The sequence below is a fragment of the Paenibacillus sp. IHBB 3054 genome (assembly GCF_051594305.1).
GTDB lineage: Bacteria > Bacillota > Bacilli > Paenibacillales > Paenibacillaceae > Paenibacillus_AQ.
The window spans coordinates 160,043-173,991 of the sequence record NZ_JBOFBG010000002.1; the positions used below are offsets into that span (position 1 = coordinate 160,043).

Genomic DNA, 13,949 nt, shown 5'->3' on the forward strand with positions numbered 1-13,949 from the left:
TCTATCTCTATGTTATCTATGCCGCCCTGGGTGCGACAGGGCCAAAGCCGCCTATTATTTGGGCAAATCAATCGCCTGGAGCAAGCTATGCTATAATAAACCCATATTCTATTCGAAAATGAGGATGGCAATGAAGTCAAATGATCCCGGCATTCAGCATTCCCTCGACGGCCGGATGTCACCAGACATCCAGGCAGCTTTTCATATTTTTGCCGCCCACTGGCGCAAAGTAAATACGCAGTGGCAGTATCCAGTACATACCCACCCAATGTTTGAAATCAATGTAGTTCTGCAAGGCAGGCAGCAAATGACGGTCGGCGGCCGCGCTTACGTTCAGGAAAGCGGAGATATTCTATTCATCCGCCCCGGCGTGCAGCATTCCAGCCTCGGCGCGGATTCCGGCAATGAAATGACTTATTTCTGCCTGCATTTTGATATTGATGATCTGATTCTGCGGCGTTCCCTAATGACGATGGATACGGTAAGTCTCAGCGGGAGCAGCCCGGAGCTGCGGTCTATCCGCTCTGCGCTGGACATTATCATCAGCAGGGTGATTCTCTCCGAAGCCAGCGATTCGCAGTTGAACCGGTTGATGATACTGAACGCCTCATTGCAGCTATTCACCGCACTCAGCGGCTGGGTCTTGGCCGAAATGCCTGTTGTTTCTGGAAGCGCACTTCCGGGAGTCACGGAGAATACCGTTGCCCTGGCGAATGCCATCGAAGGCCTGCTGCAGGAATCCGTCTTCACGGCAGAAGCTACAGGCAGCCGTGGTGAAGGTATTGAAGGCATTGCAGCGCAGCTGGGTTATAGCCCGAATCACTGCAACCGGGCCTTCCGTCAGATCTACGGGATGTCTCCGAGACAATATCTCTCCGATCTGATTATCCGCCATGCCAAGCTGCTGCTGCTTGACAACAGCCTGTCCGTCGAAGCGATTGCCCATCGGCTCGGTTACCGCGACGTCTCCCATTTCAGCAAACAATTTAAGCGCTGGACTGGCCTGCCTCCAATGGGCTACCGCAGGCTTACAGCTGATCCTGAGCTGTCAAACGATAAATTAAGCTAAACATCAGGGGTTGAAAGTGAAAGGTTAAGCCCGGCAGTGTATAGGGAAATGCAGCAAGGCCGCCCCTGTGATCTAGGGGCAGCCTCAATAACAGATTATGCTTAACCTTTGGTAGCGCCTGCGGCGATGCCTTTAACAAAATACTTTTGCAGCGATACAAAAACAATCAGCACAGGCACAACGGACATCGCTGTTCCGGCAAAAATCATATCCCAGCGGGAGGAAAATTCACCGATATAGCGGTAGATTTCCACGACCATCGTCTTGGCTTCGCCTGAAGGAAGCACGAGCATCGGCAGCAGGAAGTCATTCCAGATCCCCAGACCGTTAAGCACAACCATGCTTGCCGTAACCGGTCCCATAAGCGGGAAGACAATTTTCCAGAAGATTCCGTAACGGGAGCAGCCGTCAATCTCTGCCGCTTCCTCAATTTCCTGCGGAATGCCTTTGACAAAGCTGGTGTAGAGCAGGCAGCCAAAGCCGACAGCCCCGGCAACATAGACCAGAATCGGACCGGCAAGACTTCCGTACAACCCGAACATTCTCAGCTCTTTGAACAAAGGGATCATGTAAGCCTGAAACGGAATCATCATCCCGGCCAGGAAATACAGGAACATAAACTTGGTCCAGCGGACATTTCTGCGTTCGATGGCGTAACCCGCCATAGGAATGATCAAGACCTGAGCAACGATCGAAACCAGTGTTAGAATCAGACTGTTCAGGATCGCCCGGGGAAATTCGGTTTCTGTGAGCAGGTATTTAAAGCTGTCCAGATATAATCCCTTAGGGAACGCGATGGCGTCCCTCATAATTTCGGCGTTGCTTTTAAAGGCGGACATCAGGTTAAAGAAGATCGGGAAAAAGAAAATGATCGCCAGCAGCAGCGTTACAATAAACAGGGAAATCTCCCAGAGTCTTTTTTTCGTATGAATCGTCATATTACATCTGCACCTCACGTTTCCGGAGGAATTTAACCTGGATGACCGTAATAATCATAATGATCAGGAAGAGCACCATTGCCAGCGCCGTACCAAAGCCCTGCCTTAGTTCGCCAAAGCCGACTTTATAAATAATATAGGTCAATGTCTCGGTATCAAAGCCGGGGCCCCCATCGGTCATTACTGCAATCTGATCAAAAATCTTCAGCGCACTGATCATGGAGAGCACCATACATACGGTCATCGATCCGGCTAATAGCGGGAAGGTAATGTGGCGGAATTGCTGCCAGCCGTTCGCACCGTCAATGCTCGCCGCTTCATTCAGCTCAGCAGGAATGCCCTGCAGCCCCGCCAGATAGATGATCATGTAATACCCCGCGCCTTTCCACACCGTGGACAAAATGATCGAAATCATCGCATACTTCGGATTCCCGAGCCAGTCTACCATCCAGCTTCCCAGCCCGACACTATCCAGAATCTGATTAAACACACCAAAGTTATAGTTCAAAATCATGGCCCAGACAAACCCCATTACAATCCCGCTGAGCAGAGTAGGGAAATAAAAAATACTTCTGAACAGATTGCGGAACCAGCGTACTTTATCTACAAGAATGGCCAAGGCAATAGCGGCGATATTCTCCAGCACTACCAGGCTGACCGTCATAAGCAAAGTATTCTTCAGCGCGTTGTGAACGCGGGGGCTATGCCAGATTTCCACAAAGTTAGCGAACCCGATGTACCTCACATCTTCGCTGATGCCATCCCATGAGGTGAAGCTTAAATATATACTTCCTACAGTAGGAACAATAACGAACAACGTATAAATCAAAAATGATGGCAAAATAAACATGAACGCGTAGGACTGCCACTTCTTCTTTTTCTTCGGAACGGCTGCCGCCAGCGGCTTGTCTGCTCTCTCTATTGCTGTAGCCATAGTTACTCTCCCTCCCGGAGATCGCCGGTGAAGAGGAGTGGTTCACCTTGAACGGAGGCACTCCTCTTCCGGACGCTCTTTCTTTACTGTTGATTAGCCTTCACTTGCGCATCGTATTCGGTATCGGCTTGTTTCATATAACTAGCTACATCTTCATCATTCACAACCAAATCCTGCAGCAATTTATAGTACCAGTTGCGGAACTGCGGCGGAATCTGGTTATCCCCCCACCAGTTGTTGATTGCCAGGGATTTGGTAACGTTAGGATCAGCAATCAAATCCAGGGCTATCTTCATTTGCTCGCCCGTCTCGTAGGTTACCTTCTCTTTTGTGGATGGAATGGCATTAACGCTGGCCAGATACGGTGAATATTGTTCAGGTGCAAAGAAGTATCTGATAAATTCTTTAATGGCTTGTGTTTTGTCGGCGTCTTTGGCGGCTTCAGCGGACAGAGACCAGCCGGCAGGTGACGGAAGGCCAATTACGTTCACTTTGCCTTCACGGTCAGGAATCGCATAGAACCCGAAATCGAAGTTTGGATCGGCCTCTTTAATTTGCGAGAACATCCATGTGCCGGAGTAGAGCTGAGCGGCTTTGCCGGAGACCAGAATAGATGCCGTCTGGTTGTCACCGGTGCTTAGCCAGCCCTTGTCGACGTAATTCTTGAACAGGTCTTTAAAATCCGTCATGGCCTGAACCACATTGGCATCCGTAAAGCTGACTGTTTTGGCCGTACGTTTGGAGTTCCAATCCGGGTCCTTTGAATACACATCGTCAATCAGGAATTTATTCACCCAGAAGCCCATGTGGAAAATATCCTTACCGCCAACCACCAGCGGGGTGATTCCGCCAGATTTCAGCTTCTCCTGGATCGCCAGGAACTCATCATAGGTTTTGGGGAGTTCAGTAATTCCGGCATCGGTATAAGCTTTTTTGCTGTAAATAATGCCTTGTGGCACGTTGACGGACAGCGGAGCATTCCAGACCTTGCCTTCTACCTGCGGAGGATTATCGAATAAATCCAGCAGGTCGGTTGGCAGCTCAACAATTTTACCGGCATCGGCAAATACCTCGGTATCACGCATTTCCACCAAATCCGGGAATTCACCTACCGCATCTTTGGTTTTCAGCCAATCGAGATAAGCGGCGGAGGTCGTTTCGCTGAGATCTTTAATCTTCACATTCGGATTAGCTGCCATAAAGGCTTTGACCGAATTGGCAATCGCCTGTTTCGTTGCAGGATCACCGGCGGCGTAACCGATGGTGAAACTAACCTCTTTCTTCGTATCCGCCGCTGCCGCACTCGGAGCATTGGATGCCGCTGTCTTATCACCGGTATTGGCATTTCCGTTATTATTGTTGCTGCCGCAAGCCGACAGGATAGCCGTAGCAGCAAGCAGCGTCACTGACAGCTTTGTCATTGTTTTTGTAATCATCTGTAGAACAACCCCCTAAAATTTTGTTAGCATCACTACGGGAAACACTTCGTACCTTCGTATAAAACAGAGTATGAATTTTGGAAAACTGCTGTGGAACCGTAAGTTGGTTGCAGACTGGAAACTGGGGTTTGATGTGCGCATCATCTTTTCGAAAGCGTTTCCTTGCTACTAGCATAGCACCCGCCGATTCGGGTTAGAATGAAGTTTCTTAAGGCTCATGTGCGGTAAATTTAAGAGGAAAACCCAAGCAGAAGTGGTTGAGCATTCCCAAAAAGTACAAAAAAACGGAGGTCCGGGGACCTCCGTCTGTATAAAAAGGCTACTTTATCATCAAGTTTCTTCAAGAGATTACTCTTACTAAGGCTAGTTTTCCTTTACCTGCCTGTCGTATTCTGCATCCACTAGCTTCATATAATCTCTTACGTTACCACCCTTCACTACCATCTCCTGCAGCAGCTTGTAGTACCAGTTGCGGAACTGCTGAGGAATAAGGTTGCTGCCCCACCAGTTGTTGATCTTCAGTGACTTGGTCACCTTCGGATCCTTGATCAGGTCCAGAGCTGCCTTCATTTGTTCACCCGTATTGTAGGTAATCTTGTCTGTGGTAGAGGGAATCACGTTCAGCCGGGCCAGGAAGGTGGAATATTGTTCCGGGGCAAAGAAAAACCTGATAAAGTCTTTAATTGCTTCTCTTTTGTCAGGGTCACCCGCGGCTTCCGCCGACAAGGACCAGCCTGAGGGAGACGGCAGTCCCACAACATTTATGTTGCCTTCACGGTCAGGCACAGCATAAAATCCGTATTCGAAGCTTGGATCGGCTTCCTCTATCTGCGAGAACATCCAGGTTCCCGAGAAAAGCTGCGCCGCCTTGCCGGATACGAGAATGGAAGCCGTCTGGTTATCTCCGGTGCTGAGCCAGTCTTTATTCACATAATTAGTGAACAGATCCTTAAAATCACTCATCGCCTGAATCACATTATCATCCGTGAAGCTGACGATTCCCGCAGTACGCTTGGAGTTCCAGTCCGGGTCCTTGGAGTACACCTCGTCAATCAGAAATTTATTCACCCAGAAGCCCATGTGGAATATATCCTTACCGCCGACAACCAGGGGAGTAATGCCGCTCGATTTCAGCTTTTCCTGGATGTCCAGGAATTCATAGTAAGTTGTCGGCAGCTCGGTAATACCGGCAGCAGCATAGGCTTTTTTACTATAGATAATCCCTTCTGGCACGTTTATGAAAAGCGGTGCGTTCCAGACCTTGCCGTCAACCAGCGGCGGGTGATCGAACAGTTCCACTAAATCGGACGGCAGCGGGACAATTTTATCGGCAGCAGCAAAGGCTTCGGTATCGCGCATTTCAAGCAAATCCGGAAACTCCCCTACCGCGTCCTTGATTTTCAGCCAATCCAGGTAGGCGTTTGAGGACATCTCAGCCACATCATTGATCATCACATGGGGATGAAGCTGCATGTAGCTTTTGATCGCCGCCGCAATGGCCTGTCTGGTTGCCGGGTCGCCGGCTGCATAAGCGATGCTGAATTGAACCTTTTCCCCGCTGTCTGCTTCAATATCGTCAGCTCCTGTAACGTCACCCCCATGATTCGCAGAATTACTGTTAGAGCCACGATCACTCTCACAAGCTGTCAGAATGCCGGTGGTCATTAGCAGCAGTAAAGACAGCAGGGTAAACATTTTTTTGCAGAACATAAGCAGTGACCTCCCGGGTATAATGTGGGATTATTCGCTAATCGGAAACAGCAGTGTAATGGAGGTTCCGATATGCTCGCGGCTGCTGACGGACAACCCGTACGCCTCACCGAAGCTGGAACGGATCCGCTCATGCACATTTTTCAAACCAACATTTTTGCTGGGGGCCTCGGCATCATTCAATGATTGGGTAATACGCGCCAGTTCTTCCCTGCTCATGCCGATGCCATCATCGTACACGGTGACCGCAAGGACATTCCCCCGACGTTCCACCGTGATGCCTACCGTACCTTTCCCTTTAAGCCGCAGGCCGTGCTGAACCGCATTCTCTACAATGGGCTGCAGCGAAAGTTTCAGTATCGGCCAATCCATCTGAATGTCAGCAGCGATGTCCAGATGAAGCTCATACCGGTTCTCAAAACGGACGGAAATAATATAAAAGTAATTCTGCAAATGCTCCAGCTCACTGCCAAGACTTACACGGTCTTCCCCGTAATCAATGACATATTTCAGCTGGTTGGAGAGGGCAAGAATCATATCGGCCACTTCTCCGGCTTCCTTGTCCACCGCATTCATACGGATAACTTCAAGCGTGTTATATAAATAATGAGGGCGGATTTGGCTTTTCAGCGCATTCAGCTCTGTTTGTTTCTGCTTGATCTGAGCCACGTACGCCTCATCAATATAGACCTGCAGCCGCTCCACCATCCGGTTGAATCCATGCGCCAGCCGGCCCATTTCATCATTGGTATTCACGCTGACCTGAATGTCCAGCTTGCCCGATTCCACCACCGTCATCTGTTTTATGAGCTCACGGATCGGAGCGGCAAGCCTGCGGGAAAACCACACTCCCATAATAATCATTACAAAGGCACAGATCAGAATGGCGATGTATACGGTGGTTCTGGCAGACAGAAGCTGTTCGAACAAGCTGCCCCGGTGGATCTTGGCGATAAGCTTCCCCTGCAAAAAAGGGATATCCTCGCTGAGGATAATCATTTCATTGTTCTGATTGTCTGGCTGTGCGATGATGCCTGAAGTCTCTTTTTGATTGCTGAAATAAATTCTGCCTTCACCGTCCAGCAAATACAGTTCATCCTTCTCCCCAAGATTCAGCTCTCTGAAGAACTGCTGGAACAAAGCGGTGTCGATATCGAGAAAAAGTGTTCCCACAACCTTCGGTTCTTTGGTCACACGCCCTGAGGTGTCAATCAGACTGCGCCCGATGGTGAACACTTGTCTTTGCGACTGGAAGAAATAATTATCTATATGCGTAGGAAAGATTTCCACCTTCGAGGGGTTCTCTTCCATCTTCGCCAGCCAGGCCGGGATTGGGACCGGTTCACCGGACAACGAGCGGTTCTCTTTCTCCTGGGAATAAATCTTGCCGTCAGACTGGCGGACAAATTGCACTCCTGTAATATAAGGATCGCTGAATAGCAGCGTCTTCAGAAAGGAGTCAATCGGAATGGTGTTGATCTGCTCCCGCTCATTGACATTGGTCGCCTGGTTCTGTGTATAGCTCTCAATAAAACCTTCATAACGGCCGGTATACATCAGCTTGGAGGTTTCATTATATTGATTAAATGCGGTATTCAGATTGTAGCTCATATACAGAACCATCTGCTGCAAATTACTGGTGGTGTAGCGCTCCACATAGCCAGAGAAGGTCTTCACGGAGAAGAAGCTGAGTGCAAGCAGCGGTATCAGCCCGACCAATAAAAAGGAAGCGGAAAATTTCACGAAAATGCTCTTGGATCTGCGTCCCCAGATCAGCACGAACACCCCTCTTTTCTCTAAGAAAAATGTCTGTTAATTTCTGAGTGAATGTTTATATTCCTGCGGCAGCTTGCCGTATTTCTTCTTGAACATATCACTGAAATGCCGGGCATTATTATAGCCCACCAGCTCGGCAATTTCATACACCATCAGGTCACTCTGCAGCAGCAGGCGCAGCGCATGGCCCATTCTGACTTCGGTGAGATAGGATTTGAAATTTTGCCCGGTATGCTTTTTGAAGAAACTGCTGAAATAATACGGATTCATATAAACCAGTGACGCTGTTGACTCCAGTGTGATGTTCTCCGCATAATGCTCTTCCACATAAGCCTTCACCTGCATGAGCTGGGGCATCTCTTTCCCGCCAGCCTTACAGGCCAGCTGATCATACATCTTATTGACGACATCCTCAAATGCCTGCTGCAGCTCAGCATAGGTTGGCGCATCGGTCAATTTCTCCAGCAGCGGCTTGTCGTCCTGAACCAGCAGCCCGGCGTCCACACCATAGTCAGCAAGCTCCTGCTCCAGCTGAATAATGGCATTGTAGATATGGGAAACCGCCTGATTCCGGCTGTCTCCCGACAGAAGCTGTACTGCTTCCTGCAGTTTCCCGGAGCTTGCAGCAAGCTGCTCCTTATCCAGCGATTTAAGCGCTTCCGAAAGTGAAGCTTGAAGGGAGGTCAATTCTGATATTGGGAACGAGGCTTCCTGGCGCTCCTCAATATCTGGGATAACCCGGTTTAATCCGGCAAAATATCGGGCCCTGAGGCCTTTGAGCGCACTGCGGTAAGATTCCACCGCCTCTTCGATGCCACTCACGGACTTGCCGACCCCGATAGACACCTGCAGCTTCAGAAAGCTGTTGATCTTATGGTGAAGATCTTCCATCAACCGCTGCGGCTCCCCTTCATGCTCGTGTTGAAGCAGAATTCCGAAGCGCTCTCCTTTGCGGAACACATAACCGCTGCCCGCCTCTTCTACGGTTTCCTTGATAATGTTGGACAACGCGAATTCTACCAGCTTGCGTTCGCGTTCCTCCCAGCGGGTGGGCATCCCGCTGTATTCGTCAATCTCCACGACACATACGGTGGCATAACGGCTGATGGCTATATTGCCCATGCGGGCCAGTGCCGCCGCCGCTCCTTTGCTGCCGTCGGTAATCTGTTCGAGCAATTCTTCAATGGTTACGGAATGATTCTTCCGTTCATAGGATTTGAGCATTTCCTTGTTCCGCTCTTCTTCCGTTTCCTGGCGGATTACAGCGACGGCTCTGCTCACGACCTGCTCCAGCTGGCCGGTGTTCACCGGCTTCACCAGATAATCAAGAGCCCCGTACTGCAGGGCTTGCCGTGCATACGAAAACTCCTGATAGGCGCTGATAAACACCACCTTGATCGGAAGCCCGGACTCATGAATATCGCGTATAATATCAATTCCGGTAAATCCCGGCATGCTGATGTCGCTAATTACAAGATCGGGGTTGCAGGCAGCTATCATTGATTTCAGCTCAATGCCGTCACACGCTTCTCCGACAATATCCAGACCAAGCGCATCCCAGGAAATAAGCTTTTTGAGCCCGCGCAGAATTACCGGTTCATCATCCGCCAGCAGCACCCGAATATTTCTGTTCATCGCTTTCCCTCCGCTTGTATATTCGTTCGTTAGTTCCCATCTTAGCAGACTAGCTTCCCCTATTGTACAGTGCCATTATAACCAGATTGATCCACCTATACTTTACCACGGAAGGAAGGAATGCCGGGTGCCGCTTTTTTAACAGATAAGCGCAGTTTTTTAAGAAATATGTGTATGTGCACTTCAAAATCCACCTATTGCAAATGCCTGTTCGAACATGGGATTATAGGGGAAACTTTATCATCTTAGTCACGTATTCAAAAAGGGGCTCGGCGAGGCATCGTCCTTCTGCCTTAAGCATCTATATGGAGAGCTTACGTGGTACAATACGGCTATAGAGTATACATATAAAGGGAACGGAGGTTGATCCTGCTGATCTATATTATTAAATTCGTCTACAGCTTCATTCTGCCGCCGGGTCTGTTTGTACTGTTGTTCACCGCGGTAGCCGTGTGGTTATGGCGAAAAAACCGCCGCCCCGCCCTGGTACTGCTGGGCATCACGCTGCTGCTCTATCTGTCCATGACCAGCCTGGTTGCCGATCCGTTAATCGGCAGTCTGGAGCGGAAATATGACCAGCCAAACACCGTTGACGGCGATGTTATTGTGGTGCTGGGCGGCGGCGCTTCCTCCGGTAACCGGGATCTGGACGGTGAAGGCAACCTGCTCGGACCGGCGGCGAACCGGCTGCTGACCGCCGCGCGGCTGTACCGCGAGACCGGGCTGCCGATTCTATTCTCCGGCGGACAGGTCTATACCGATAGCGGGAATGAAGCTGACATCGCCAAACGCCAGTTAATCGGGTTAGGAATCCCCGAGGCTGATGTACTGGCGGAGAACCAGTCGCTGAACACAGAGCAAAATGCCGTAAATACGGCTGCGCTGATGAAGGCTCACGGCTTTAGCCGTCCCGTGCTCGTAACCTCAGGCTTCCATATGGCGCGTGCCATGCTGGAGTTTGAACATGCCGGGCTGTCTCCGCTGGCCTTTCCCACTGATTACATTGCCAGCCGGGAATCTTCCTTCTATCTAGGCAAGTTCTCCCCTTCCCCCGGTTCAGCGGAGAACACCGGAATCGCGCTGAAGGAATACTTGGGGATACTGGCAGCGCATTTTTAAGAGCAGACACAAAAAAGCAGCGGCCCAAGCTTCCCCGGGCCGCTGCTTTTTCTGCTTCATTCTATTTAATCAAATCGCCATACTTCGCATTGACCATTCCGGCGAGTTCATCCGGTGCAAGCTCAATCTGCATGCCGATCTTGCCGCCACTAACCGCTATGGTCTCCAGTCCCTCCGCGCTTTGCTCGATATAGGTCGGATACAGCTTTTTCATCCCGACCGGCGAACAGCCGCCCCGGACATAACCGGTCCATTTCAGCAGATCCTTCAGCGGAAGCATTTCAATCTTCTTCTCACCCGCAGCTCTTGCGGCTTTCTTCAGATCGAGCTCTTCGGCAACCGGAATGACAAACACATACAGGTTTGCTCCGCTATGCGAGACCAGCGTCTTAAAGACGGTTTCCGGCGGTCTGCCAATCTTCTCCGCTACCGCAGTTCCGTGGATGGCCCCGTCCTCATTATCATAGGTATGTATTTCATAGCCAATTCCCTTGGCATCCAGCATCCGCATAGCATTCGTTTTGGTTATTTGCATCCTTCATCAGCCTTTCCGGCAGCCCCTCATAGCTACCGAGTTTTTGCAGCGTAATTGCTTCTATTTATTATATCATGGACATTTACTTCATCAACTTCATCAACTTCATCAACTTCATCAACTTCATCAATGACTTCGAACATTAACAACACCAATTGTCAAAAACAACAATATAGATAAGGTCCAACCTGTAAAAATCATCCACCACCCAATCAAAACTGCTTAAACATTTGTAGCGGGAATACCTCCCGCTAATTATGTATATATCCTTCTTCTGAACAATGTAGCGGGAATCCGTACCGCTAATATTGATGAATATTCAAATTCTATTGTTATAAGATTTATTAGCAGGCGAAATTCCCGCTAGTTACTCCAATCAGATTGTTCGGTTTTACCTAGCGTTAACTTTTCCCGTTAAAAAGATCGGTAGCGATACCCGAGCAGTATGTATGAAGCGATAAAGTCTGCGCCTGAAGGCCAATACGGGCTCTTCGAAAGCTATCTATACAGATATACAAACCATAGACATCATAAATCAATGCTTAAATGTGTTATGAGACAGTAGTTTGATGTTATACAACCGCTCATCGCATGCCTTCCTCCTAACCGCCTCCGTATAACAAAAAACCGCTGCCCCAGCTACAAAGGGCTGTGCCAGCGGCTTCTACACTCTTTCCACTACATCGGTTGGATCAAGGCATCCACACTCATTCCACCACTCCAGTTGGATCACAGCATCCACACTCATTCCACCACTCCAGCTGGATCACAGCATCCACGCTCATTCCACCACTCCAGCTGGATCACAGCATCCACACTCATTCCACCACTCCAGCTGGATCACAGCATCCACGTTCATTCCACTACATCGACTGGATCGGCAGCATCTATGCTCATTCCACCGCATTGATTCGATCAGCGGTTATAATACGCTTCTATCTCTATGGACTGTACTGGTTTACTTACTCGTCATTCCGCCAGAATGGCACGAATCGTGATAACCCCAGCCGCCGGAACCTCCATGGCGTAAACCCCGCTGTTCCAAGCCATTGATTGTATCGAAACCACGTTTCCCTGACAATCCCGGACAATGACCTCCCGCTGACCGGATTCCCGGTCCAGTTCCACTACGATACGGGAGAGCAAGGTACCGTTTATAATCAAAACCAGATCTGGCAGGTCCCCGCTCAAGGGAATAACCGTATCCTGGTAGGCAGCCATTGCCCACTTCTGAGGCGTGCGGGCAATGACCAGCGGATACAGCAGTTCGGGATGGTACGGTTCAAGAGATCCGTCTAACAGCACATCCCGATGCTCGCGCCAGAATGACAGCCAAAAGGCCAGCATCTCCAAATGCGGCTGCGGGAGCCGGTCCAGCCGGACAGAAATCTGCGGAACGGAAAACAGCACATTGATAAACTGCAGCGCGGCATTTGCCGCAGACTCCTGCGGATGCCACATCAGCATATCGGCATGAGCCGCAGTGCCGCCGCAGATCAGGCGGATATCCAGTGTTTTGATCCGGTTCTGCAAAGCATCATTCGGGCAGTCGCCGGCACGGAACATATTGCCGTATTTGCGCATCAGCGGTCCGATATAATTTTGGCGGAATTCGATCATAATCTCCGGTTTCAGCTGCCGCAGGCGGGAGATCACGCCGCTGAGCAGCATATCAACGGCTTCCGGCACAGAATGGGTATCGCGTCCACTCCCGTTCTGCGGAGAAACCTCCCAGTCCGGAACCGCATAAAAGCTGTCTACAAAGTCGAGCTTAAAGCCGTCAAGATCCCAGTCCACCAGCGCCTGTTCATAGATGGAGGTCAGGTAAGCCCTCACTTCCGGATAGCGCGGATCGACTACTCCGGCGCCAAATCCTTCATCGAAATACAGCAGCTTGTCACCGAAGGTCTGCCAAGCCTCACTGTGCTTGCCGATGAATGGCACGGCATACCACAGCATGTATTTCAGTCCCAGCTCATGGACCACGGCTACATGGGCTTTCATATCCGGTATTTTGCCGGAACTAATTCGCCAGTCTCCGCAATAGGCATAACCTCTTGCCTCATCCGCGGTCTGCCATCCGTCGTCTACGATAACCGCCTTGCAGCCCAGTTCTGCCGCAATTCTACACTCGGCTTCTATCTCTGCTGCCGTCAGCTGCTGATGAAAGCTGTACCAGGTGGAGTACATCGGCTCTCTGGCAACATCCGGCACCGCTGACGGCTTGTTTCCTTGAAGGCCAGCCCACCACTCTGCCACCCCTGCCAGCGCTTCATAATAAGGGATGCTGCGGGAATCCAAACGCAGGACAGCCTCATAATCTGTAAACGGAGAGCATGGCTCCGTGAACAGCGTCACAGCGCAATGGAAGCTGGCCGTCTCCTCATGAAGACCCGCATGCAGCCGTAGCGGATGCAGGACATCTGAGCAGGCGAAGCTCAGGACATTGTTACTCCTATTGCCGTACAGACTTACAACTGGTGCAGAAGAGGTGGACCTCGAAGTGAAACCTTCGAGCCAGTCGGGAATCAGTTCTCTGCTGCGTCCGGCTGCCGGATGCCATAAGCCTTGAACATCCAGCGCGGGACAGCTCCAGCGCAGTGAAAGAGCAGTGGGAACTGCCGGAACGGGAGATTGCAGCGTTAGGCGGACATATTGCAGGCCCTCTTCACCGCTCTCAAGAGCAAGCGAAGTATGGAATCCGTCAGTATAGCCGTCCAGTGTAATTTCATAACAATCCGTGGTTATGATCTTCAATGAAATCCGAACTCCTTCATAGCGGATGAAGCCATCA

Annotated in this window: 10 protein-coding genes; 2 read left to right on the forward strand and 8 right to left on the reverse strand. The window is 50.3% G+C overall.

Translation table 11 applies throughout. The features are described from left to right. The first annotated feature begins 130 nt into the window (after positions 1-130). Positions 131-1,069: a helix-turn-helix domain-containing protein gene (locus ACQ76X_RS04395; RefSeq protein ID WP_438491839.1), complete on the forward strand. Its 939-nt coding sequence runs from the start codon at positions 131-133 to the stop codon at positions 1,067-1,069. A 101-nt stretch (positions 1,070-1,170) separates the two neighbouring features. Here ACQ76X_RS04395 and ACQ76X_RS04400 read toward each other — a convergent pair whose 3' ends face one another. The 6 genes from ACQ76X_RS04400 to ACQ76X_RS04425 all read right to left on the reverse strand — a co-directional run bounded on the left by ACQ76X_RS04400 (position 1,171) and on the right by ACQ76X_RS04425 (position 9,501). Beyond that, positions 1,171-2,007: a carbohydrate ABC transporter permease gene (locus tag ACQ76X_RS04400; RefSeq protein WP_197073602.1), complete on the reverse strand. Its 837-nt coding sequence runs from the start codon at positions 2,005-2,007 to the stop codon at positions 1,171-1,173. A 1-nt stretch (position 2,008) separates the two neighbouring features. After that, positions 2,009-2,941, reverse strand: a complete 933-nt coding sequence (locus tag ACQ76X_RS04405; RefSeq protein WP_052092152.1) for a carbohydrate ABC transporter permease — start codon at positions 2,939-2,941, stop codon at positions 2,009-2,011. Positions 2,942-3,024: 83 nt separating this feature from the next. Then, a complete protein-coding gene (locus ACQ76X_RS04410) occupies positions 3,025-4,377 on the reverse strand; it encodes an ABC transporter substrate-binding protein (RefSeq protein ID WP_438491842.1) in 1,353 nt (450 codons plus the stop codon). A gap of 366 nt (positions 4,378-4,743) precedes the next feature. After that, positions 4,744-6,090: an ABC transporter substrate-binding protein gene (locus ACQ76X_RS04415; protein WP_438491844.1), complete on the reverse strand. Its 1,347-nt coding sequence runs from the start codon at positions 6,088-6,090 to the stop codon at positions 4,744-4,746. A 30-nt stretch (positions 6,091-6,120) separates the two neighbouring features. Then, positions 6,121-7,869: a cache domain-containing sensor histidine kinase gene (locus ACQ76X_RS04420; protein ID WP_438491846.1), complete on the reverse strand. Its 1,749-nt coding sequence runs from the start codon at positions 7,867-7,869 to the stop codon at positions 6,121-6,123. 33 nt (positions 7,870-7,902) lie between these two features. Then, positions 7,903-9,501: a response regulator gene (locus ACQ76X_RS04425; RefSeq protein WP_438491848.1), complete on the reverse strand. Its 1,599-nt coding sequence runs from the start codon at positions 9,499-9,501 to the stop codon at positions 7,903-7,905. A gap of 372 nt (positions 9,502-9,873) precedes the next feature. Here ACQ76X_RS04425 and ACQ76X_RS04430 point away from each other — a divergent pair, with 372 nt between their 5' ends. Beyond that, positions 9,874-10,620, forward strand: a complete 747-nt coding sequence (locus tag ACQ76X_RS04430; RefSeq protein WP_438492103.1) for a YdcF family protein — start codon at positions 9,874-9,876, stop codon at positions 10,618-10,620. Positions 10,621-10,681: 61 nt separating this feature from the next. On the opposite strand, the gene ybaK is transcribed toward ACQ76X_RS04430, so the two are convergent. Together ybaK and ACQ76X_RS04440 are read right to left on the reverse strand one after the other, a co-directional pair. Beyond that, positions 10,682-11,155, reverse strand: coding sequence for a Cys-tRNA(Pro) deacylase (gene ybaK / locus ACQ76X_RS04435; protein WP_438491850.1), 474 nt, complete (start codon positions 11,153-11,155; stop codon positions 10,682-10,684). A 969-nt stretch (positions 11,156-12,124) separates the two neighbouring features. Further along, positions 12,125-13,912, reverse strand: coding sequence for a glycoside hydrolase family 36 protein (locus ACQ76X_RS04440; protein WP_438491852.1), 1,788 nt, complete (start codon positions 13,910-13,912; stop codon positions 12,125-12,127). Between the last annotated feature and the right edge of the window lie 37 nt (positions 13,913-13,949).